The organism is Nocardia pseudovaccinii (genome assembly GCF_050942345.1).
Taxonomy (GTDB): domain Bacteria; phylum Actinomycetota; class Actinomycetes; order Mycobacteriales; family Mycobacteriaceae; genus Nocardia; species Nocardia pseudovaccinii.
The window spans coordinates 5,222,053-5,244,126 of record NZ_CP192074.1; the positions used below are offsets into that span (position 1 = coordinate 5,222,053).

Annotated in this window: 25 protein-coding genes; 17 read left to right on the forward strand and 8 right to left on the reverse strand. The window is 66.3% G+C overall.

The features are described 5' to 3' along the window. Window positions 1-38: 38 nt before the first annotated feature. The 11 genes from ACQPZ2_RS23675 (at window position 39) to ACQPZ2_RS23725 (ending at window position 10,977) form a co-directional block, all read left to right on the forward strand. Complete coding sequence (locus ACQPZ2_RS23675) at window positions 39-806, forward strand: MlaE family ABC transporter permease (RefSeq protein ID WP_433520453.1); 768 nt, start codon at window positions 39-41, stop codon at window positions 804-806. Window positions 807-811: 5 nt separating this feature from the next. Then, window positions 812-1,663, forward strand: coding sequence for an ABC transporter permease (locus ACQPZ2_RS23680; RefSeq protein WP_433520454.1), 852 nt, complete (start codon window positions 812-814; stop codon window positions 1,661-1,663). Window positions 1,664-1,673: 10 nt separating this feature from the next. After that, complete coding sequence (locus ACQPZ2_RS23685; protein ID WP_433520455.1) at window positions 1,674-2,834, forward strand: MCE family protein; 1,161 nt, start codon at window positions 1,674-1,676, stop codon at window positions 2,832-2,834. Then, window positions 2,831-3,847, forward strand: coding sequence for an MCE family protein (locus tag ACQPZ2_RS23690; protein WP_433520456.1), 1,017 nt, complete (start codon window positions 2,831-2,833; stop codon window positions 3,845-3,847). The genes ACQPZ2_RS23685 and ACQPZ2_RS23690 overlap by 4 nt, the downstream gene beginning before the upstream one ends. Next, window positions 3,844-4,869 (forward strand): MCE family protein, encoded by a 1,026-nt coding sequence (locus ACQPZ2_RS23695; RefSeq protein WP_433520457.1) that lies wholly within the window; start codon window positions 3,844-3,846, stop codon window positions 4,867-4,869. Before ACQPZ2_RS23690 ends, ACQPZ2_RS23695 begins: the two co-directional genes overlap by 4 nt. Before the next feature lie 62 nt (window positions 4,870-4,931). Next, window positions 4,932-6,092, forward strand: coding sequence for an MCE family protein (locus ACQPZ2_RS23700; RefSeq protein ID WP_433520458.1), 1,161 nt, complete (start codon window positions 4,932-4,934; stop codon window positions 6,090-6,092). Further along, the gene (locus ACQPZ2_RS23705) at window positions 6,089-7,132 is read left to right on the forward strand and encodes an MCE family protein (protein ID WP_433520459.1); all 1,044 of its coding nucleotides are present in this window, start codon (window positions 6,089-6,091) and stop codon (window positions 7,130-7,132) included. Before ACQPZ2_RS23700 ends, ACQPZ2_RS23705 begins: the two co-directional genes overlap by 4 nt. Further along, on the forward strand, window positions 7,129-8,505 hold the full coding sequence (locus ACQPZ2_RS23710; protein WP_433520460.1) for an MCE family protein: 1,377 nt from the start codon (window positions 7,129-7,131) through the stop codon (window positions 8,503-8,505). Before ACQPZ2_RS23705 ends, ACQPZ2_RS23710 begins: the two co-directional genes overlap by 4 nt. Further along, window positions 8,472-9,197 carry a hypothetical protein gene (locus ACQPZ2_RS23715; RefSeq protein WP_433520461.1) on the forward strand — a complete coding sequence of 242 codons (726 nt, stop codon included), beginning with the start codon at window positions 8,472-8,474 and terminating at the stop codon, window positions 9,195-9,197. The genes ACQPZ2_RS23710 and ACQPZ2_RS23715 overlap by 34 nt, the downstream gene beginning before the upstream one ends. Continuing rightward, the gene (locus tag ACQPZ2_RS23720) at window positions 9,194-9,703 is read left to right on the forward strand and encodes a hypothetical protein (protein ID WP_433520462.1); all 510 of its coding nucleotides are present in this window, start codon (window positions 9,194-9,196) and stop codon (window positions 9,701-9,703) included. The genes ACQPZ2_RS23715 and ACQPZ2_RS23720 overlap by 4 nt, the downstream gene beginning before the upstream one ends. Window positions 9,704-9,720: 17 nt before the next feature. Continuing rightward, a complete protein-coding gene (locus tag ACQPZ2_RS23725; RefSeq protein ID WP_433520463.1) occupies window positions 9,721-10,977 on the forward strand; it encodes a CoA transferase in 1,257 nt (418 codons plus the stop codon). Window positions 10,978-11,416: 439 nt separating this feature from the next. Here ACQPZ2_RS23725 and ACQPZ2_RS23730 read toward each other — a convergent pair whose 3' ends face one another. Then, window positions 11,417-12,361: a LysR family transcriptional regulator gene (locus ACQPZ2_RS23730; protein ID WP_433520464.1), complete on the reverse strand. Its 945-nt coding sequence runs from the start codon at window positions 12,359-12,361 to the stop codon at window positions 11,417-11,419. Window positions 12,362-12,441: 80 nt separating this feature from the next. On the opposite strand from ACQPZ2_RS23730, the gene ACQPZ2_RS23735 reads away from it, so the two are divergent. Then, on the forward strand, window positions 12,442-13,368 hold the full coding sequence (locus ACQPZ2_RS23735; RefSeq protein ID WP_433520465.1) for a serine/threonine dehydratase: 927 nt from the start codon (window positions 12,442-12,444) through the stop codon (window positions 13,366-13,368). A 90-nt stretch (window positions 13,369-13,458) separates the two neighbouring features. Here the strand turns inward: ACQPZ2_RS23735 and ACQPZ2_RS23740 are convergent, their stop codons facing one another. From ACQPZ2_RS23740 to ACQPZ2_RS23750, 3 genes are all read right to left on the reverse strand, one after another. After that, window positions 13,459-13,818 carry an Rv2640c family ArsR-like transcriptional regulator gene (locus ACQPZ2_RS23740; RefSeq protein ID WP_327098699.1) on the reverse strand — a complete coding sequence of 120 codons (360 nt, stop codon included), beginning with the start codon at window positions 13,816-13,818 and terminating at the stop codon, window positions 13,459-13,461. 120 nt (window positions 13,819-13,938) lie between these two features. Continuing rightward, entirely contained in the window at window positions 13,939-14,517 is a 579-nt protein-coding gene (locus ACQPZ2_RS23745; RefSeq protein WP_433520466.1) for an HdeD family acid-resistance protein, read from the reverse strand. Between the two features lie 67 nt (window positions 14,518-14,584). Further along, complete coding sequence (locus ACQPZ2_RS23750; RefSeq protein WP_433520467.1) at window positions 14,585-14,995, reverse strand: VOC family protein; 411 nt, start codon at window positions 14,993-14,995, stop codon at window positions 14,585-14,587. Window positions 14,996-15,197: 202 nt separating this feature from the next. Between ACQPZ2_RS23750 and ACQPZ2_RS23755 the strand changes: the two genes are divergently transcribed. After that, complete coding sequence (locus tag ACQPZ2_RS23755; protein WP_433520468.1) at window positions 15,198-16,184, forward strand: glycosyltransferase family 9 protein; 987 nt, start codon at window positions 15,198-15,200, stop codon at window positions 16,182-16,184. A 10-nt stretch (window positions 16,185-16,194) separates the two neighbouring features. Here the strand turns inward: ACQPZ2_RS23755 and ACQPZ2_RS23760 are convergent, their stop codons facing one another. Beyond that, window positions 16,195-16,518 carry an ArsR/SmtB family transcription factor gene (locus ACQPZ2_RS23760; protein ID WP_433520469.1) on the reverse strand — a complete coding sequence of 108 codons (324 nt, stop codon included), beginning with the start codon at window positions 16,516-16,518 and terminating at the stop codon, window positions 16,195-16,197. A 183-nt stretch (window positions 16,519-16,701) separates the two neighbouring features. Between ACQPZ2_RS23760 and ACQPZ2_RS23765 the strand changes: the two genes are divergently transcribed. From ACQPZ2_RS23765 to ACQPZ2_RS23775, 3 genes are all read left to right on the forward strand, one after another. Next, window positions 16,702-17,379, forward strand: a complete 678-nt coding sequence (locus tag ACQPZ2_RS23765; RefSeq protein WP_433520470.1) for a M23 family metallopeptidase — start codon at window positions 16,702-16,704, stop codon at window positions 17,377-17,379. Between the two features lie 165 nt (window positions 17,380-17,544). Continuing rightward, window positions 17,545-18,624 (forward strand): hypothetical protein, encoded by a 1,080-nt coding sequence (locus tag ACQPZ2_RS23770; protein ID WP_433520471.1) that lies wholly within the window; start codon window positions 17,545-17,547, stop codon window positions 18,622-18,624. Between the two features lie 25 nt (window positions 18,625-18,649). Then, the gene (locus tag ACQPZ2_RS23775; RefSeq protein ID WP_433520472.1) at window positions 18,650-19,192 is read left to right on the forward strand and encodes a YaeQ family protein; all 543 of its coding nucleotides are present in this window, start codon (window positions 18,650-18,652) and stop codon (window positions 19,190-19,192) included. Window positions 19,193-19,202: 10 nt separating this feature from the next. Here ACQPZ2_RS23775 and ACQPZ2_RS23780 read toward each other — a convergent pair whose 3' ends face one another. Continuing rightward, entirely contained in the window at window positions 19,203-19,529 is a 327-nt protein-coding gene (locus ACQPZ2_RS23780) for a hypothetical protein (protein ID WP_063042219.1), read from the reverse strand. A 257-nt stretch (window positions 19,530-19,786) separates the two neighbouring features. Here ACQPZ2_RS23780 and ACQPZ2_RS23785 point away from each other — a divergent pair, with 257 nt between their 5' ends. Beyond that, window positions 19,787-20,122: an RNA polymerase-binding protein RbpA gene (locus tag ACQPZ2_RS23785; RefSeq protein WP_040691372.1), complete on the forward strand. Its 336-nt coding sequence runs from the start codon at window positions 19,787-19,789 to the stop codon at window positions 20,120-20,122. Window positions 20,123-20,201: 79 nt separating this feature from the next. Here ACQPZ2_RS23785 and ACQPZ2_RS23790 read toward each other — a convergent pair whose 3' ends face one another. Together ACQPZ2_RS23790 and ACQPZ2_RS23795 are read right to left on the reverse strand one after the other, a co-directional pair. Then, on the reverse strand, window positions 20,202-21,068 hold the full coding sequence (locus ACQPZ2_RS23790) for an ABC transporter permease (protein WP_433520473.1): 867 nt from the start codon (window positions 21,066-21,068) through the stop codon (window positions 20,202-20,204). After that, the gene (locus ACQPZ2_RS23795) at window positions 21,068-22,054 is read right to left on the reverse strand and encodes an ATP-binding cassette domain-containing protein (protein WP_433520474.1); all 987 of its coding nucleotides are present in this window, start codon (window positions 22,052-22,054) and stop codon (window positions 21,068-21,070) included. The genes ACQPZ2_RS23790 and ACQPZ2_RS23795 overlap by 1 nt, the downstream gene beginning before the upstream one ends. Window positions 22,055-22,074: the final 20 nt, after the last annotated feature.

Genomic DNA, 22,074 nt, shown 5'->3' on the forward strand with positions numbered 1-22,074 from the left:
GCATCGTCCACAGCGCCGAGTGGTCCGCTGGAGGATCGATGGAACTAGAACGGCTGCACGCGCCGGTTCGGGAAGTCGGTCAGTTCTTCGCCATGATCGCCGAGGTCGGACGGGGTTTGGTGCGAACGCGGTTCCGGTTCGCCGAATTCGTCGAGCAGAGCTGGATGCTGGCGCGGGTGTCGCTGCTGCCGACCATTCTGGTGGCGGTGCCGTTCACCGTACTGGTGAGCTTCACCCTCAATATCCTGTTGCGCGAGATCGGCGCGGCCACCATGAGCGGGGCAGGTGCGGCCTTCGGCGCGGTCACCCAGGTCGGGCCGATGGTGACCGTACTGATCGTCGCCGGTGCGGGGGCGACGGCGATGTGCGCGGATCTGGGATCGCGAGTCATCCGCGAGGAAATCGCGGCCATGGAGGTGCTCGGCATCGATCCCATTCAACGGCTGGTCATTCCGCGCGTGGTGGCCTCGACGATGATCGCGGTTCTGCTCAACGGTCTGGTGTGCGCCATCGGCATCACCGGTGGATTCGTGTTCTCGGTATTGCTGCAGGGCGTGAATCCAGGAGCGTTCGCCGCCGGTGTCACATTGCTGACCGGGTCGACCGAGCTCGCCATCTCCGCGGTCAAGGCCATGCTGTTCGGACTGATCGCCGGACTGGTGGCGTGCTATCGCGGCCTGTCGGTATCCGGTGGCCCGAAAAGCGTCGGGCAGGCGGTCAACGAAACCGTGGTCTACGCGTTCATCGCCCTCTTCGTGGTGAACACCGTGGTGACCGCGGCCGGAATCCGATTCTCGGGGAGGTGATTTCGATGGATATCGCCGAAACCGGCAAATTCGTCCGCACCCGGCAGCGGCTGGGCCGCTGGAACCGCGAAATCGACGCCGTCGGTGCGCGAATCATCTTCTACGGCAAGGCAATTCTACAAACTCCCGGCGCGGTGGCCAGACATCCCGGCGAAACCCTGCGCCTGGTGGCCGAAATCAGTATGGGCAGTGGCGCTCTCGCGATGATCGGCGGAACCGCGGCGATCGTCGGATTCATGACGCTGGCGACCGGTAGCACCATCGCCATCCAGGGATTCAGCTCTTTGGGCAATATCGGCATCGAGGCGCTGTCCGGATTCCTGTCGGCCTTCATCAATGTGCGGATCGCGGTGCCGGTGATTTCCGGGATCGCCTTGTCGGCGACGCTCGGGGCCGGGGCGACGGCGCAGATCGGGGCCATGCGGATCGCCGAGGAAATCGACGCACTCGAGTCCATGGCCATCCGGCCGGTGCCCTATGTCGTGAGCACCCGGGTCGCGGCGGGCATGATCACGATCATTCCGCTGTATTCGCTGGCTTTAGCGGCGTCATTCCTGGCGGGACGATTAACCACAGTGGTGATCTTCGGGCAGTCACCGGGGCTGTACGACCACTACTTCTCGACCTTTCTCAACCCGATCGACGTGGCGTGGTCGTTCGTGCAGGCGATCGCGATCGCGGTGCTGGTCATGCTGATTCACACCCATTACGGGTTCACCGCCGCGGGCGGTCCGGCGGGCGTCGGCGCGGCGGTCGGGCGCGCGGTGCGGATGTCGCTGATCATGGTGGTCCTCGTCGTGCTCCTGGTGTCACTCGCGTTGTACGGCGGCACCGGCAATTTCCACCTTTCCGGATAGGACGGATGCAATGGTGCAGCAAGTAATGCTGAAACTCGCGGTGCTCGGGCTGGTGGTCGTGACGGTAGGCGTCGGATGGCTGGTGCTGGGCAGCTACCAGCAGCGCTTCGCCGACTGGGTGACGGTGACGGTGATCGCCGATCGTGCCGGGCTGGTGATGGACCGCGGCGCGAAGGTCACCATGACCGGCGTCGACGTCGGCGAGGTGACCGCGATCGAATACGGCTCCGATCACGCCCGGCTGACGCTGCGCGTGCATCGCTCGGCGCTGGCGTCGATTCCGGCCGATGTCACTGCCGAGATCACCTCCAATACCGTCTTCGGCGCGAAGTTCGTCAGCCTCGACGCACCCGTCCCGGCCGCCGCCGCACGGCTGGCTCCCGGTGCGGAGATCGACATTTCGCGCGTCACCGTCGAAATCAATACCGTCTTCGAGCAACTCACCAACCTGTTGCGTGTAGTCGACCCCGCGCAACTCGAGGCGACCCTCGGCGCGCTGGCCACGGCACTGCAGGGTCGCGGTGATCGGCTCGGCGCGGCAATCGACCAAGCCGCCGATGTGCTCGCGCAGTTGAATGCCGCCGATCCCGGATTCGCCGAGCTGCTGCGCACGGCCGCACCCACCACGCAGCTCTACGCCGACATCGCACCGGATCTGCTGCGCACGCTGGACGCGCTGACCACAACAGGCCACTCGGTGGTCGACGAGCAGCGCCAACTATCGGCGCTGCTCGCCAGCACCACGGCCGTCTCGAATACCGGCTCGGATCTGCTGGCGCACAACGGTTCCGGTCTCGCAGACCTACTGCGGCTGCTGGACCCCACCACCGCACTGCTGGCCTTGTACTCACCCGAGATCCCGTGTGTGTTCAAGGGAATCACCGCGGGCAACGAAGCCAACCCGGCCGCCTACGCCGGGCAACCGGGCATCAAGATGTTCGCCGGACTGATACCGGGTGCGACGCCATACCACTATCCGGAAGATCTGCCCAAGGTCAACGCGACCGGCGGCCCGAACTGTATGGGGCTGCCATACACCGACCCGGTCGTCAACGTGCCGTACATGGTCACCGACACCGGCGCGAATCCGTACGCCCCGCAACGGCAGGCAATCGGGCTGCGGACTCCGGACCTCGTCAGCTACCTGTTGGGTATCGGGGGTGGCCGATGAACCGTTCGCGCGCAGTGAAATTGGGCATCTTCGTAGTCGTCATGCTCCTCGTGAATGGTGCGATGATCCTGGTGTTCACCCAGGTCGACGCCGGGGGCTCGCGGACCTATCACGCGGTGTTCACCGACGCGTCCGGAATGCGTCCCGGTGCGAAGGTCCGCATCGCGGGGGTTCCGGTCGGATCGGTCGGCGCGGTGCGCTACGGCGCGGACCACCGGGCCCACGTCGACTTCTCGATCACCACGAACGACCGGCCGACCACATCCACACGGGCCGCCATCCGATACGAGGACCTCGTCGGCAACCGCTACCTCGAACTGCAGCGCGGCCCGGACACCACGCAACTGCCGGTGGGCGGAACCATCCACCCGCCGAACACCGCGCCCGCACTCGATCTCGACGCCCTGCTCGGCGGTTTCCATCCGCTGCTGCAAGCGCTGGACCCGCGACAGGTCAACGAGCTATCGATGGCGTTGCTGAAGATCTTCCAGGGTCGCGCCGGAACCATCGCGGATGTGCTGACCCGGGTCGGTTCGGTGACCAGCACGCTGGCCGATCGCGATCAGGTCATCGGGCGGGTGATCACCAATCTCGATACGGTTCTCACCGAAATCGCCGCGCGGGGTGACCAATTCAGCAGCACGCTCGACCATCTGCAGCAGTTGGTGTCGGGTCTGGCACAGGACCGGGACATCCTCGGGCACGCGGTCGACAGCCTCGACGCCGCCGCCGACGCCTTCACCGGACTGCTCGCCGACGTGCGCCCAGACCTGTCCGCCACGGTCGGCCAGTTGAATGCTGCGCTCACACCGACCACCAACCACATCGACACCCTCGACGAAGTGCTCAACCGGCTCCCGGACGACTACCGCAAGCTCATCCGGATGGGCACCTACGGGTCCTTCTTCAACTTCTACCTGTGCGGCCTGTCGTTCAAACTGACCGGCGCGGACGGCAGACCGGTGGTCATCGAGATGACCGACCAGCAGACCGGCAGGTGCGCGCGGAAATGAATCGACTCTCCCAGCGCGAAGCCGGTCGCATCGGTCTCATCGGCATCGTCCTGACCGCGGCGATCTGTCTGGTCTCACTGCAATTCGACAAGATACCGCTGCTCAACGGCCAGCCGATGCGGTACGGCGCTTTGTTCGACGATGCGAGTGGTCTGCGCGTCGGCGACGACATCTCGGCCGCGGGAGTGCGGGTCGGCACCGTCACCGACATCACCGTGGACGCTGGTCATGCGCGGGTCACCTTCACCACCGACCCGGATATCGCACTGGGCGACGCGACCACCGCCACCATCAAGACCACGTCGCTATTGGGTCGGCGCGCCGTCGAACTGGCCCCTGCCGGTGTCGGTCGGCTGCGCACCGGCGACACCATCCCACTGGACCGGACCCGCTCCGGCTACACATTGCCGACCATCCTCAACGAGGCAACCACAACCATCCGCGATATCGACCTCGACCAGTTGACCCGCGCGCTCGACAGCGCCTCCGATGTCCTATCGGCGGCGGCCCCGCAGGTGCGGCCCGCACTGGACGGGATGCGACGCCTCGCCGAATCGGTCAACCAGCGCGATGCCGCGTTGCGTGGCCTGCTCGCGGGCGCCGAACAGGTGACATCGGCATTGGCGAAGCGCGGGCCACAGGTCAATTCCCTACTGCTCGACGGCAATTCGCTGCTCGGAGAACTCCGAGCTCGCAGTGCGGCGCTGGGCGGGCTCATCACCGGAATCGACCAGCTGTCGCGGCAACTGTCCGGTCTGGTGCACGACACCGATGCCGACCTGGCACCGGCCCTGGACAAGCTCGGACAGGTGCTGACGGTGCTGAACAACAACCGCGACAACGTGGCGAAGAGCATCCAGGGCTTGTCCACGTATATCGGCACGCTCGGCGACGCTGTCGCCAGCGGGCCCTATTTCTACGCGTATCTGCAGAACCTCGTACCCGCCGACTACACACAGCCCCTGATCAATACGGTGCTCGGTCTTCCGCCAGCGCCCCTGCCGATCCCACAGGTCCGATGATCGCCCGAATCAGAGCCGGTGCCTTGCGAATTCGAACCGGCCTCCCCCGCCGACGGTGGCTGTTGCGACTCACCGCTGCCGCGCTGGCGTTCGCCGTCGTAGTCGCCGGATACGACATCGTCCAGCGGTCACGCTATTACACCGTCACGGCGCATTTCACTTCCACCAGCGGCCTGTACGTCGGTGATGAGGTCCGCGTGGTGGGAGTGAAGGTCGGCACCATCGAGGCCATCGAACCGCACGGCACCGAACTCACAGTGCGCATGCAGCTACCTCGATCACTGCGGTTACCGGCCGACGTGAAGGCCGTGATCATGGCGCAGAGCCTGGTCGCGGCGCGATTCATCCAACTCACCCCCGCCTGGACCGGCGGCCCCGATGCCGGTCGCGAGGTCGATATTCCGGTCGACCGTACCGCCGTGCCGGTCGAATGGGATCAGGTGGAGGAGCAACTGTCTCGGGTCACCAGTGCACTCGCGCCACGGCCCGACGACCCCACCGGACCCGGCGCACGGTTCCTCGGATCCGCCGCCGCGGCGATGAACGGCAACGGCGACACCCTGCGGGCCAGCCTCGACCAGCTCTCCGCCACCATGGCGACGCTCTCCGCGGGCAGCGCGGACCTGTTCGGCACCGTACGCAACCTGCAGGCGTTCACCACCGCGCTGGCGGCCAGCGAACAGCAGATAGTCGTATTCCAGGGTCGGCTGGCATCGGTCACCGAGGTGCTGGCAGGCAATCGCAGCGATCTGTCGACCGCGCTGACCACGCTGGACACCGCCATCGGCGATATCCAGGCATTCGTCACCGAGCATCGCGACGGGCTCACCACACAGGTGCGCCAACTCGTCGATGCCACCGATGTGATCGTCGCCCAGCGCGATGCGCTGGAAACCGTGCTGCACCGCGCGCCCACGGCACTGTCGAACTACTACAACACCTACAACCCGGGGCAGGGCGCGATGACCGGCGTTCCTGGCCCCCAAAATTTCGGCAATCCCATCAATTTCATCTGCGGCGGCATCGCCGCCCTCGCGAACGCCACCTCCGAGCAAGGAGCCCAGCTGTGCGCGCAATACCTCGGGCCACTACTGAACACACTGCGGATGAACTACCCGCCGGTGAGCATCAATCCGAGCACCGGCACCGGCGTCGGACCCGGCCAACTCGTCTACAGCCCGCCGCAATTGCAACAGCTCCTGCTGCCGGGACAGCCGCGATGAGCACCGCCCGCCGCCCTGTAGCACTGCTGTGCGGAATAGTACTGTGCGCCACAGTATCCGGATGCCAGTGGACCGGATTGAATTCACTGCCGCTGCCCGGGACGCAAGGCCACGGCCCCGGCAGCTACCACGTGGTCATCGAAATGCCGGACGTCACCACCATCACCCCGAACTCACCTGTACTGGTCGACGATGTGGAAGTCGGCACCATCACGACCATCACCACCGAGGACTGGCACGCGCGAGTGACCGTGGCGCTCAACGGTTCCGTCGTACTACCCGCCAATGCCACCGCCAAAATCGGACAGACCAGCCTGCTGGGCTCGACCCACATCGAACTCACCGCCCCGGCAGACCCGCAGGGCTCGCTGGTCGAGGGCAGTGTGATCCCGCTGGCACGAGCGGGCAGCTACCCGACCACGGAACAGACGCTGGCCGCGCTGTCCATGGTGCTCAATGGCGGCGGACTGGGACATTTGCAGGCCATCGTCGCCGAGGCCACCAAGGCGATTGCCGGACATGAGGATTCGATCGGCAATGTGCTCGACGGGATGAATACGCTACTGAGTGAGTTGGATTCGCAGCGGAACGCGATCACCGCCACACTCGACAGTCTCGACCGGTTCGCCGCGCAACTGTCCGGCGACACCGACACCATCGGCCGGGCCGTCGCCGCCATCGACCCCGCACTCGGCGTGCTCGACCAGCAGCGAGGCGACCTCACCAATGCCTTCGCCGCACTGACTCGATTCGGCGACGCCGGAACCGCCCTGGTACGACAGATCCACGGTGACCTGAAGCAGAACCTGGCCGACCTCGCGCCGACCCTGCAGCAGATCGCCGCGACCGGTGACGATCTCGTCGCCAATATCAACCAGCTCGCCACCTTCCCGTTCCCGCCGGTCGCCATCACCAATGGCATCCACGGCGACTACATGAACCTGTGGGCGGAAGCGGATCTCACCCTGCCACGGCTGCAACAGGGCCTGCTGTTCGGCACCCCGTTCGCCGCCGCACCGGCGACCGGAGGAGGCCGATGAGTACAGAATCGACCAGGCGCACTTCCCGGCTCGTCCGCAACCAGCTGATCGTCTTCACGCTCATCGCGCTGGTATCGACGACCTTCACCGGCATCTACTATCTCCGGATCCCCGCGGCACTCGATATCGGCCGCTACCGCGTCACCGTCGAATTGCCAAGGGCCGGTGGGCTTTATCGCAATGCCAATGTCACCTACGACGGGCATACGATCGGCCGCGTCACCTCCGTCGACCTGGCACCCACCGGAGTCACCGCGACGCTGTCGCTCATCGACTCGGTCGCCGTACCCGCCGACCTGACCGCGCGGGTCCGCAGTATGTCGGCGATCGGCGAACAGTACGTCGATCTGCAGCCCGCGGTGGACCACGGACCGTTCCTGCGCGATGGCGATTCGATCGCCGTCGACCGCGTGCGAATCGCCGACCGGATCGGTCCCATCCTCGAGCAGACCCGCGCGATCCTCGCCTCGCTCCCACCCGAGACACTGCGTACCGTGCTCGACGAGTCCGCGCGCGGATTCGGCGGTGCGGGAAAGGATCTGGCGAGCCTGCTGGATTCCACCGTCAACTTCGTCGACGCCATGGCCGCCGATGGCGACGCCCTCACCACCCTCGTCCAGCAACTCACCCCGCTGCTGAACACCCAGGTGGTCAGCAGTGCCGAAATCCGCGATTGGACCGCGAATCTGGCCTATCTCACCGACCAACTCCGCACCGCCGACCGCGCCGTGCGCAATATCCTGGAACGCGGTCCGGCCGCGGCCGACGATGCCAACCAGCTGTTCCAGAACCTGGCACCGACACTGCCGCTGCTGCTGGCCAATTCGACCGCGGTGGGACAGGTCGCCCTGACCTACAACCCAGCCATCGAGCAGATCCTGGTCCTGCTGCCGCCCCTGATCGCAGCCGAGAACACCGCCGGTGCACGCGGTGCCGCCGACGGGGGCGCCAATGTCGTCTTCTCCGTGGAGGTTCAGGATCCCGCCGCCTGCACCAGCGGATATCTCTCTGCCGACGAACGCCGCAGCCCCACCGACACCAGCACGCCCGATACCCCGCCCAATCTGTACTGCAATGTCCCGCAGGATTCGCAGTTCGCCGTGCGCGGCACGCGGAACCTACCCTGCCTGGAAAATCCGGGCGTGCGCGCCGCCACCCCCGAGCAGTGCCGCAACGGGGTGGTACCGCCCTCCGGAAACAACGGGCCGTTCGAGTTGAGTCCCTCGCCCGCTCCTGCCGGAGTCGCCCACTATCTGCCCGGTAGCCCCATGTATCTGACACCGAACGGAAATCCCTACCGCCACATCGACATCAACCGACCAGACTCCCAGGAAGCGTCATGGACCTCACTGTTGACCGCTCCGATTCCCTGACCGCGACCGACGCTGCGACCGCGTTGACGACGGAACCGCCGCGGCGTCGGCGGGCAACCCGCCCGACCGGGCCACCGAGCGAGTCCCCGGATGCAGGGGCGAGCACCGACACAACGCCATCCGCGGTCGAACGACCGTCGGGGCCCAAACAACGCCTGCGACTGCGGCTCGCTCGTCCGAAGCTGGGGCACAAGAGTTTTCGCACCGCTGCGGTAGTGCTCGCCGTCGCCGCGCTGCTCGCTGCGACCACGGTGACGGCACTGGCGCTGCGCGAGCATCGGCGGACCGAGGCCGCCGCGAATCACCAGGCCGCCATCGTCGACACCGCCCGGCGCGGTGTCACCGCCCTGATCAATATTCGCCGCGACAGCGCCGATTCGGACTTCGCCCGCCTCAGCGATATCACCACCGCACCGTTCGCGGACGACCTGCACAGCCAGTCCGCGAACTACCTGCAGGCCATCCGAGATGCCGACGTGCTGTCCACCGGCGAGGTCGTTGCCGCGGCCATCGCCGCCGACGACGGCGCCGAGGCTCCGGAGGACAGCACGGTCACCGTCCTCGTCGCCGCGAACGCACAGGTCACCAATACGCAGACTCGGCAGCAGGAACAGCGCTCCTACCGGTTCAGCGTGAAGATCAAGGAAGTCGACGGCACCCCGAAGGTGTCCAACGTGGAGTTCGTGCCATGACCGATCGATTCATAGTAGCCCTGCGAAACATTCTGCGGCTCAGCATGATTCCGCTGCTGACTGCAGTGATCCTGGCCCTGACCGTCGCCGCGGTGCTGCTCGTGCGAGACAACCGGCACGACGCCGCCACGGCCGCCGCGCGCCGGGATGCCCCGACCGCCGCCCGGGAAACAGTCGCGGCAATGCTCAGTTACACCTCGGCCACAGTCGACAAGGATCTCGCCACCGTGGCGGGACTCACCGGCTCGTTCCAGGACGACTACCGCAATCTGGTGAACAAGACGATCGTGCCGGTAGCCAAGGAGAAAGGCGTGAGCACCAGAGCGCGGGTGGTATCCGCAGGCGTACTGTCGGCGTCCACCGACCGTGTGACGGTGCTGATGTTCATCGACCAGGTGACCATCAGCACCGCCGTGCCCGCACCGACCACCAGTTCCAGCCGGGTGACCGTCACCGTCGAGAAGCACGACGACCACTGGCTCGTCAGTGGTATGACACCGCTGTAGCCGAAAGGATGATGTAGATGCCGAATCCCGCGACCTCCGCGGCGCAGCCGCTGGCCGGTGTGCGCATCGTCGAGATCTCCAGCTTCGTCGCCGCACCGCTGGCGGGTATGACGCTGGCGCAGCTCGGCGCGGAGGTCATCCGCGTGGACCCGATCGGCGGTGCCGCCGATTACCGTCGTTGGCCGCTCACCGACGACGGCGAGAGCATCTATTGGACCGGACTCAACAAGGGAAAGCGCTCCATCACAGCCGATTTGCGCGCACCGGCGGGGCAACTGCTCGTCACCCGCCTGATCACCGGCGGCGGCCCCAGCGGCGGCATCCTGCTCACCAACGCCGCCGGTCGGGATCGGCTCGACTACGAGACGCTCACCGCCACGCGGCCCGACCTGATCCAGCTGGAGATACTCGGCCGCGCCGACGGTTCGGCCGCCGTCGACTACACCGTCAATGCTGCCACGGGTTTTCCGCTCGTCACCGGGCCCGCCGACCACGAAGGCCCGATCAATCATGTACTGCCAGCATGGGATCTGCTATGCGGTGTGTACGCGGCGCTGGCGATCACCGCGGCGGTGCGCCACCGCGACGCGACCGGACAGGGCAGCCGGATCACCCTCCCACTGGAGGACGTCGCGCTGGCCACGGTGGGCAACCTCGGCTTCCTCACCGAGGCAGCGCTGTGCGGGCGGCAGCGCCCGCGTTTGGGCAATGCCATCTACGGCCAGTACGGTCAGCACTTCACCAGCGCCGACGGCGTCTCCTTCATGGTGGTTGCCTTGACCTCCAGGCATTTTCGTGACCTGACCGAGCTGACCGGCAGCACCGCGGCGGTCGACGCGCTGGCCACCGCGCTGGCGGCGGACTTCACCGACGAGGGCACGCGCTACCGTCATCGCGACGTACTGACCGGACTGTTCACCCCGTGGTTCCGTGACCGCCCCGCCGAGGAGATCGGCACCGCCCTGGCGAAAACATCGGTGCTCTGGGAGCGCTATCGCAGTTTCGACGAACTCGCGACCGACCCGCGCATCACGGCGAACCCTTTGTTCACCCTGCTCGATCAACCCGAGATCGGCGAATACCTCGCCCCCGGTTCCCCGATCTCGGTGAACGGTGCACACATTCCCGCCCGCCCCGCACCCCGACTCGGCGAACATACCGAATCCGTGCTGCAGGATCGGCTCGGACTATCCCCCGAATCTATTGCGGCACTACACATGTCGTCGATCGTCGCAAACGAGCCCCCGGAACGAATCGCCCGCCGATCGGTCTGATGTGTCGCGGCCTCAGGACAGCGGGGGAGCCGCGGCTATAGCGACGTGGAATCGGCGCGGACCGGGCCCGCAAGGTGGCGGCGAATCCCGCTCGCGATCGCGCTCAGGATTCCGTTGACCGACTTACTGACCCGCGACACCGACCCCGGCTCGGTATTCCTAGCCGGTACCGAGATCTGCGAGGGCGAGGTCGGCCGGGAGTTGCTGCGGCGGATCAGCAGCGGTAACAGCCTGGAGATCTGGCGGTTGCGGATGCCCGCTCATAGCGATCTGGCGGGTGTGCCACACGCGACCGGCACACGGGCACAAGCCTCGCGGAACCGTCGCCGGTCCCAGCCGCAACCTGCCGCCCAACACTTCCGGCCTGATCGGGCTGAAAGATCCACTACGCCACGTCCCCGGCCTGCCGGGAATGCGAACAACTCGACGGTGCGCATGGTTATGGCAGTCGGCGCGAACCGCTCAGGCTGGTGCCGTTTGCCGCAGTGTGCAGGACGGTGGCCAGTTCGTGGACGAGCGCGGTCGGCCGGCGACGGTGGACCATGCTGATCTCGCGGGCGGGGGCGTGCCCTCGCAGATCGTGGACCGAGACGTGGCTGTGGTCGGCTCCGCCGAGGATGCTCGCGGGGACGAGCGCGATTCCCAGTCCTGCGCCGACCAGCGCCAAGATGACGTGGTAATCGGCGGACTCGTAGGCGACGCGCGGCTCGAAGCCGACTGGGCGTGCGAGAGTTTCCAGGCAGGTCCTGTTCGGTATGCCCGGTGCGCCTGAAATCCAAGTTTCGTTCTCGAGGCCGTCGAGGTCGATGCCACCCCGCGCTGCGCCTTCGGTGAGCCTGTGGCCGATCGGCACCACCAGTCGTAGCGGGTCGTCGAGCAGCGGCTGCCGGTCGAGTCCAGGGTGCGGTACCGGAGCCACGCCGGGGTAGCGGTGGGTGATCAAGACATCGAGATCGCCGGATGTCACCAGTCCGTAGCCCTCGGGCGGTTCGATGGCGACGAGCGATAATTCGGCTCGAGGATGGCGGGCTTGCAGCGCCGCCAGCGCTGTCGGCACCAGCAGTTGAGCAGCGGTGGCGAAGGAGCCCAGCGCAAGACGCTGCGGCTGAGTACCGATCGCGGCGTCAAGTGCTGCGCGCGCTTGCCGTAGCTCACCGATGACGCGCTCCGCGTGATCCACCAGAACCGCGCCGACCGGTGTCGGGGTGACCCCGCCTGGTCGACGTTCCAGCAGCCGGGTACCGAGCTCGGTTTCGAGTTTGGCGATCTGCTGTGACAGTGCCGAGGGGGTGAAAGCAAGTTTGCGCGCCGCCTCGGCGATGGATCTGGCATGTGCCACCTCCATCAGGACCAGCAGGCGGTTGACGTCGAGCTCTCGCACCATACGGCCAGCATAAGCGTTGCTAATGTCCACTTATGAAGCGTTGCTTGCGCTAATTGGCTGGCGCGCGAAGCATGAACTCCATGAAGAGTTCGACTGACCGTCCGGCCCACACGCTTTCGGCCGCCGATGTGTACGCGGCTGCCGACAGAATCCGCCCCTACATCCGTCGCACCCCGTTGCTCGATCTCGAGGTCGACGATCGGCGTGTCCTACTGAAGCTGGAGTACCTGCAGCGCAGTGGCTCGTTCAAGCTGCGGGGCGCGCTCAACGCGATGCTCTCCGGTTCTCTGGATGACCATGTGGTTGTGGCATCGGGTGGTAACCACGGCCTGGCGGTCGCGACCGCGGCATCGCTGCTGGGAGTGTCCGCGACGATCTATGTGCCGCAGACGGCTCCGGCGGCGAAGGCACGCCGCATCGAGGCCGCTGGCGCGCGGCTGGTCCGGCACGGCGCCACCTTCGCCGAGGCTGCCGCGGCGGCATCGGAGGTTGCCGCGCGGCCGGGATATCGGTTCCTGCACCCCTACGACGATCCGGCCGTCATCGCCGGGCAGGGCACCGTTGCGGCTGAGATCGTCGCCGATGCCGCAGATGTCGACACGATCGCGGTGGCCGTCGGTGGCGGAGGGTTGGCGGCAGGTACGGCACTGTCTGTTGGAGACCGCCGTGTCGTCGCGGTGGAACCCGAGCATTGCTGCTGCCTGCGCGAGGCGCTCGCCGCAGGCAGGCCGGTGGACTCGGCGGCGGACTCCGTCGCTGCCTCCGCGACCGGGGCAAGCAGGGTCGGCGAGGCCCCTTTCGCGGTACTGACCGCACACGAGGTGTCATCGGTTCTGGTCAGCGATGAGCAGATCCTGCACGCACGCGACCGACTGTGGGAGGAATGCCGGATCGCGGTCGAACCGGCCGCGGCGATCTCGTTCGCCGCATGGCTCGCCGACCAGGTTCCCGGGGAACTGCCGTGCCTGATCGTCTGCGGCGCGAACGCCGACTGGACCGCCGAGTGAGGGCGCACGCGGCGACGAACTGATCAGCGACACGGATGGATCAGAAATTCAGACGATCACCCGTGCGCGGTCACTCACCGCCTCTCAGGGCTAGCGGCAGCACTCCGGGTCGAGTACGAAACACAAGGCGGACAACGCATCCCGGCGTGCCGCATGCTGCACGGTCATGCCCTGACGCACCGATTCCACCAGACCGGCGGCGCGCAATTGCCCCAGATGATGGCTCACCGTCGACTCCGCCAGTGCTACCGCGGCGGCCAGCTCGCGGGTATTGACCGTGCCGTCCCGCTCGGCCAACAGCAGCGACATCAATTTCACCCGCACCGGATCCGCCAGTGCCTTCAACCGCAACGCCACTTCCAGCGCGACCCGATCGTCGACCGGGGCCGCCGCCACCGGCGCGCAGCAGATCGGCGCGGAAACATCGAGCGCGGGCAGCGTCTTAGGCATCCCTATATCGTGACATGAATCGAAGTGCCCGAGCCGCGCCGCCATAGCGAAAGCATCAGTCCCCCACCGGAAGTACGCCTGCGGCCGCCGCAGTAGCGACGACCGCAGGAATCGCAGATCTCAGATCTCGGCGAGCTTCTTCGCATCCTTGCGGACACCGAACGAGGTGATGATCTCCATGATGCCCAGGACGATCAGCCACCACCCGGCGACCAAGGCCAGCGTCGCCACCGACGCGACCGGCCACACGATCAGCACCACACCACCGATCGCGGTGATGATTCCGAAGAAAGCCTCCCAGCCGCGCCCCGGCAGCGCGGGCTCGGAGATCGCCGCCATCAGCAGCGCGACACCGCGGAACAGCCAGCCGATACCGATCCACAGGCCGAGCAAAAGAATCGATTCCAATTCGTCACGGAAGCAGAAGATACCGATGATGATCGACAACACACCGCTGATGAACGCGAGCACCCGGATTCCGGTGCTGGTGTGCGTGCCGAATGCGGCCACCAACTGCAGGAAGCCACTCACCACCAGATAGATGCCGAAGATGATGCCGGCGGCCACCAGTGTCACATCGGGCCAGGCCAGGATCATCACACCGAGGATCACCGACAGGATGCCGGTGACCAGCACCGTTTGCCACGCACTGCGCGCAAGCCGTTGCAGAGGACCCTCTAGCACGCTATTTGTCGTCATAGCGTGATGCTATGCCTCGCGTCAGCGGTTTTCTGAACATTTGCTCGAACGGGTCGAGCACCGCGACCTAGGCGGGTGTCGCGATATTTACCATCCACGCGATACCGAAGCGATCCAGGCACATGCCGAATTCGTCGCCCCACATCTGCTTCTCCAACGGCACGGTCACGGTGCCACCGGCAGACAGCTTGTCCCAGTAGCCGCGCAGTTCATCGGGGGCGTCACCGCTGAGACTGATCGAAACGCTGCTTCCTGGTTTGTACTCCATACCTGGCGGGGTATCCGAGGCCATCAGCGTGAATCCGCTCGGCGTTTCCAGCATGCCGTGCATGATCAGATCCGCGCCGGGCGCGTCCTTATCCCCCATATCCCCGAAGGTCTGCATGGTCAGCGTGCCGTCGAATACATCTCGATAGAACTCCAACGCGGTGCGCGCCGAGTCGGAAAAACTGATGTAAGGGTTGAGTCGGGAGGTCATACGAACGCTCCTTGGTGGTAGTTGGCCGCCATCGCAGAGGTTAGTCCTCCGACTCGGACAGTGGGCTCGATAACGAGCTAATCGCTCACGTTTATCGCCGAGAGGGCTCGGGTAGTCATCCCTAAGTGGCTCTCGTCGTGTGCATCCATGGGGTGAAGCGGGTGGGTCGGGTTCGCGAGTCTCGGGTGGCTAGGAGAAGAGGGTGGCGGTTGTTCTCGTGCTGCAGGCACGTGGCCTCGGTGATCTGCTCACCGCGGTTCCCGCGTTGCGCGCGCTGCGACGGGCGAAACCGCACGATCAGGTCGTCCTCGCCGCTCCGCACCGCCTGAAGCCGATCGTCGACCTCATCGCCTCCGTCGACTCCATGATCCCCACCTCGGACCTCGGTGACCTGCGCTGGGACGCTCCCGTACCCGCACTGGCGGTGAATCTGCACGGTCCGAGCGCCGAGAGCATCGTCGCACTCACCAAGACCGATCCCGGACGCATCCTCTCCTACCGCAATCCCGCCTTTCCGGAGCTGGAGGGTCCGGAATGGCAGATGGATATGCATCACGTCGAGCGCTGGTGCCATCTGCTCGAATCCGACGGCATCGTGGCCGATCGCCGCAATCTCGGACTCGTCCCGCCGGTCGCGACCACCAGTCGCCGCAATTGCATCGTGGTGCACGTGGGAGCGGGCGCACCGGCCCGCCGTTGGCCGCCGGACCGGTTCGCCGCGGTCGTACGGCATCTGCTGGTGCTCGGTCGTGAGGTGGTGCTCACCGGTGACGAGTCCGAGCGCGATATCGCACTGAGCATCGCCGCCCGCACCGGCCTACCCGGTGGCCGCGTGCTCGCGGGCGAGCAGAACCTCATCGAACTCGCCGCCACCGTCGCCGAGGCGGCGCTCGTGATCTCCGGCGATACCGGCGTCGCGCATCTGGCCACCGCCTTCGGAACCCGCACCGTATTACTGTTCGGACCGACACCGCCGCGCTGGGGCGGGCCGCCACCGCATCTGCTCGGCAGGCATGCGGTGCTGTGGGCCGGTCAGCTCGGCGATCCGATGGCCGATACACCTGACCCCGGTTTGCTGCGGATCGGCGTCACCGAGGTGATCAGCGCGGTCGACAAGCAACTCGCCAAGCGGGCGTGGCCTGCCAACGGCAGCAATCGCGGGCGAACGGCGTATCGCCGCGTGGGTTGACCACGAGCATTCAGCTGTTGCCCTCGGCGCGAGCGTTGCTCAAAGCCGCGGCATAGGCGGCCAGCGCGCTGGGCCAGAACTGCTCCAGATAGTCGCGCGCATCGCCCAGTCCGCGCGGATCCAGGAAGTACAACCGCCGATTGCCGTCCGGACGCATCATCACCAGCCGGGCCTCGCGCAGTACACGTAGAGGCTGGGAGGCCGCCGAGCTGGTTACGCCGACGAGTTTCGCGAGATCGCCGACCGACAGCGGCGCGGTCGGCAATGCCTCGAAAATGGCCCGGCGGGTCGGGTCGGCGAGCGCCTCGATGGCATGAACTCCATTAGTCGCCACTGAAACAGTGTGAGCGACCGGCATCTTGCCGGTCAACTCGGCGCAATACGGCATCACGCCAGGTGGGGAATGCATACACACCGTGTCGTTATCGAGTTGTAACCAGCCAACTGGGCTTTTGCAGACCTGTGACGGTTGGCACAGGATTACGGAAGCCGAATGGCCGTCCCGTACGTTCTAGCCATGCCCGTGACCGTACCGTTACCTTATCGTCTCGGCGCGACCCGCTCACGCCACAACCGCGCCACAACTCGAGTGGTCGCCGCGGCCGCCGTCGTCAGCGCCTCGCTCGGCGTCATGGCCGCCGTGGAACCCGACGCACTTGCCGGGAAGACGGACCAGTCGGCCGAGCAGACCAGTGGCGCCGTCGCCTTCACCCCGCGCGAGGCCCAGATGCCGCAGACCGTGCCCGAAGCCGTGATCTGGGAGCAGACCCGCATCGCCACCGAGGCGGCCCGGCCGCGCACCGTTCGCCCCATCGAGGGCGTGCTGACATCCAACTTCGGCATGCGCTGGGGTGCGCTGCACGCCGGCCTCGATTTCGCCGACGCCATCGGGACCCCGATCGCCGCGGTCACCGACGGCACCGTCATCGAGGCGGGTCCGGCCTCCGGCTTCGGTCTCTGGGTGCGGGTGCAGCAGGATGACGGCACCATCGGCATCTACGGCCATGTGAACGACATTCTCGCCACCGTCGGTCAGCAGGTGCGCGCGGGCGATGTCATCGCCACCGTCGGCAACCGTGGCTTCTCCACCGGCCCGCACCTGCACTACGAAATCCACTCGGGCAACGGCGCACCGATCGATCCGATGCCCTGGCTCGGCGCGCGCGGTATCGCCGTCGGCTTCGCCCCGGAGTAAACGAGCCCGCCGCCGCTCCGCATGAGATTCGGCCACCAGCGCATTCGCGATTCGACGAGGGGATCGCGAGTGCATCCGGTGGTCGATTTCTAGTACCGCGGTACTACCCGTGAATGGCGCTGCAGCGGGACGTGGCCGGGCATTGCCGATTCCTACCGTCGGATCATGCCGACGATCGATACCCTTTCCGCCCCTGGCGATTCCGCGCGCCACCGCCGCCCCGCCGTCACACGGGATCTGCCGGGCGGCAGTCGCCTCCATCGCCCGCTGCTGTGGATGGTGGCCACGATGGGTGCGCTCGTCCTGTTCTCGGCCGGTGGCATGGTGTTCGACGACCGGATGCTGCTCGACGAATCCGTATGGCTCAAACCGTTCAAGTTCGGGCTCGCCTTCGTGCTCTACGGGGTCACCCTGGCATGGCTGCTGTCGTTGCCGCACAAGGGGAGCCGGGTCACCTGGTGGATGGGAACGGTGTTCGCGATCACCGGGTTCGTGGACGTCGGATTCATCGTGGTGCAGGCGGCGCGCGGGACCTACAGCCATTTCAACAGCGAGACCGATGCGGTGAATTCGATCGGTCAGATGGTGTTCGCGTCCGGCGTTCCCGGCTTGTTCTTCGCGAATCTCGTTATCGTGCTGACTCTTTCGTGGCAGCGGCTGGTCGACCGGCCGACCGCGCGGGCCATTCACGCCGGACTCGGTCTGGCCGTCGTCGGGATGGCGCTCGGGTACCTGATGGGGTTCACCGGGAAACAGCTGGTGCGCGACGCCGACGGCAATGTGGTCGAGTTGGTGGCCGGACATACCGTCCTGGACCACCCGTCACTGGCCGCGCGTGACGGTGTCGACGCCATGCCGATCACGCACTGGAGCACCATCGGCGGCGATCTGCGGATCCCGCATTTCCTCGGGCTGCACGCCATCCAGGTCTTGCTGCTCGCGGTTGTCGCACTGGCCTGGCTGGCGCCGCGCTATCCGTGGCTGCGCGGCGAACGCACGCGCGCCGCGTTGATCGGCGTGCTCGCATCGGGCTATGCCGGGCTGCTCGCGATCGTGTTCTGGCAGGCGATGCGGGCCCAGTCGCTGGTACATCCGGACGGTCGGACGCTGTTCGCCTTCGGTGCGTTGATCTGGGTGGTTGCGCTACTGACCCTTGCCGTCTACTGGCAAGCGCGCGCCCACGGCCGCAACACCCCGAGCGCCGTGCGACTGTTCGCCGCGGGCACGCACGCCCGCGGGCAGTAGCGGCGTTCACTAAGCTCCTGCTGCTATGGCCCTGAGCGCAACACTGCACAACTTCGCCGTCCAACTCGCCGATGTAGACCGTGGTGTCTATCAGGAGTTGGAGTTGCGGGTTGCGCGCCACCCGTCCGAAACCGCCGAGTTCATGCTGACACGACTGCTCGCCTACTGCCTCGAGTACGAGGAAGGCATCGCCTTCAGCGACGGCGGCGTGTCGTCCACCGACGAGCCCGCGGTACTGGTGCGCGATCTCACCGGACGGCTCACCGCCTGGATCGAAGTCGGTGCACCCGATGCCGATCGCGTGCACCGCGGCAGCAAATCGGCTGAGCGCGTTGCCATCTACACCCATCGCGACCCGGCCAAGGTGCTCGCACAGCTCACCGGTAAGCGGATCCACCGCGCCGAAGCGATCCCGCTGTACAGCTTCGATCGCGACTTCATCGATTCCGCGGTAGCCGCGATCGAACGCCGCAACACGGTCACGGTGTCGATTACCGAGCGACTGCTGTACCTGGATCTCAACGGCACGAACCTGAGCACGCCGATCGAAGAGCGCAGGCTCGGCTAGCGGTCGACGCTCACCGCAGCCGTTCCGCCTCGCGGGTGAGGGTCAACAGTGTGGCGCTCAACGCCTTCAGCTCTTCGGTGTCGGCGCCTTCACCGATGGCGGTGGCGACATCCTCGGCGGCACAGCGGGCGGCGAACCAGCGGTCGGCCAGATCGGCCGCCTCCTGGGCGCTCAGTACCACCGAATCCGCCGGAATTCCGGTTCCCTTCAAGCTGTTGCGGTGTTCGTAGGCGCGTTGGCGACAGGACTGACGGCAGTACCGGCGACGACGTCCGGCCTCCGATTCGACGATCTCCCGCCCACACCACAGGCAGCAGGACAGCACGCGGCGCGACATGACGCAGAACCCTAATGGTTGTGCCGACCGAATGGGACTCGCGACCCCGGTTTATCGGCGCGGCGTGGGCGTGGCGGAGGGTGGCCGGGACACCGACTACAATGGAACGGTTCGCCAGTACGCCGATGGGGAACTATTGGCGCAGGCACGATCGTTACATCTAAGGTCCAGCGAGCGTCACGCGTTCATCCGGCACTGACCGATGAAGGACGCGGTCGCGGCGCAACAAGACTCGAGCACACAGGGAGAGGCACACCATGGCAGATCGCGTACTCCGGGGCAGTCGGCTCGGAGCGGTGAGCTACGAAACCGATCGCGACCACGACCTGGCCCCGCGACGGATTGCTCGGTACCGGACCGATAACGGCGAGGAGTTCGACGTCCCCTTCGCCGACGACGCCGAGATCCCTCCGACCTGGCTCTGCCGCAACGGCCAGGAGGGCACCCTCATGGAGGGCACCACCCAGGAGACCAAGAAGGTCAAGCCGCCGCGCACCCACTGGGACATGCTGCTGGAGCGTCGCAGCAAGGAAGAGCTGGAGGAGCTGCTGAAGGAGCGGCTCGATCTGCTGAAGACGCGGCGTCGGGTCTAGGTTCCGTCAGACGAAAGAAGGCCGCTTGCACCAGCTGGTGCAAGCGGCCTTTCTCGTATGGCGAACCGCCTGGAAAGCACTACTTACTGGCGACCTTGCGGTACCGCAGCAGAGCCAACGGCACGACCACTACCAGGATGGCCAGGGAACACCCCACCGCGTAGGCGATGCAGTGGTCGGCGGGCCAACCGGTTGGCGTGCCGAAGCTCGGGGGTGCGCCGTTGTCGAAGAGCTTCCGGCCGGCAGCGGAAACGGCGGTGATGGGGTTCCATTCGGCGACGGTGCGCAGTGGACCGGGCAGCGACTCCGCGGAGATGAAGGCCGAGGAGATGAAGGTCAACGGGAACAGCCAGATCAGGCCCGCGCTCTGGGCGACTTCGACGGTGGGTGAAAACAGACCGGTGATAGCCCCGACCCAGGACATGGCGAACGCGAACAGCAGAATTATCGCGAAAGCCAGTACGGCATCGACGATCCCGCCGTTGATCCGCCAGCCGACGATATACCCGCAACCGACCATGACGGCCAGGCTCAGGATATTCACCGCCAGATCCGAGAGTGTGCGCCCCATCAGCACCGCCAGCCGCGACATCGGCAACGTTCGCATGCGGTCGATGATGCCCTTCTCCAGATCGCCCGCCAGGCCGACCGTAGTGAACGCGGCGTTGAAAGCGACTGTCTGGGTGAAGATTCCGGCGAGCAGGAATTCGCGATACTGGCCGCCGCCGAGTGACGCGCCGAAGATGTAGGCGAACAGGAAAACGAACATCAGTGGCTGGATCGTCGCCGTCACCAGCAGGGTCGGGACCCGCAGGATGGTCAGCAGATTCCGGTACGCGACGATGGCGCTGTCCCGGATGACCCGGGCGTGGGGTTGCCGAATCTCCGGTGGGGATTCGGTTTTCGCGGTCGATTCCGCTTCGGCGCGCGCGACTGCGGTGCTCATCAAGACAAGATCTCCTCTTGTACATCGTCGATTTCCGGCTCGAGGTCGTGCGCGGCGGAGCCGGTGAGGGACAGGAATACGTCGTCGAGACTGGGCCGGTGCACGCCCGCGTCGACCACGCACACCCCGGCGTCGTCGAGCCTGCGCAGCGCTTCGACCATGGTGCGGGAGCCATCGGCGACCACGATGGAGACTTCGTCCGCGCCCAGATCGTGGGTCGGCTCACCGATACCGACCTGCGCGAGGATCGTCAGCGCCGGCAGCACGTCCTGGCCGGGGGCCAGCGTGATGGTGAGCCGGTCTCCGCCGATGGAGGTCTTCAGCTCATCGGCCGAACCCTTGGCGATGACCCGCCCGCGATCGATGACCGTGATGCGGTCGGCGAGCTGGTCGGCCTCTTCCAGATACTGGGTGGTGAGCAGCACCGTGGTGCCGTCGTCGACGAGATCGCCGATGACGCGCCACATATCGAGACGGCCACGCGGATCCAGGCCGGTGGTCGGCTCGTCGAGCACTACCACCGCGGGCCGCGCCACCAATGCACCGGCGAGATCGAGCCGCCGCGCCATACCGCCGGAGTAGGTACCCGCGCGACGGTGCGCCGCATGGTCCAGGCCGAAAGTGTTCAGCAACTCTGCCGCGCGAGAGGTCGCCTGCCGCTGCGACATTCCGTACAGCCGCGCCACCATGCGTAGATTCTCGTAGCCGGTCAGGTTGGCATCGACCGCTGCGTACTGACCGGACAGCCCGATGCGCCGACGCGCGGTCGCCGGATCGCGCAAGACGTCGATGCCCGCCACCCGCACCGATCCCGCACAAGGCCGCAGCAGGGTGGTCACGATGCGCACCGTCGTCGTCTTACCCGCGCCGTTGGGCCCGAGTAGTGCCATCACCGTGCCCGCCGGAATCTGTAGGTCGACGTCGTCCAGCACTCGCACCCGGCCGTAAGTCTTGACCAGGCCGCGCACCTCCACCGCCAGACTCACGACACAACCTGCCGAGCCCT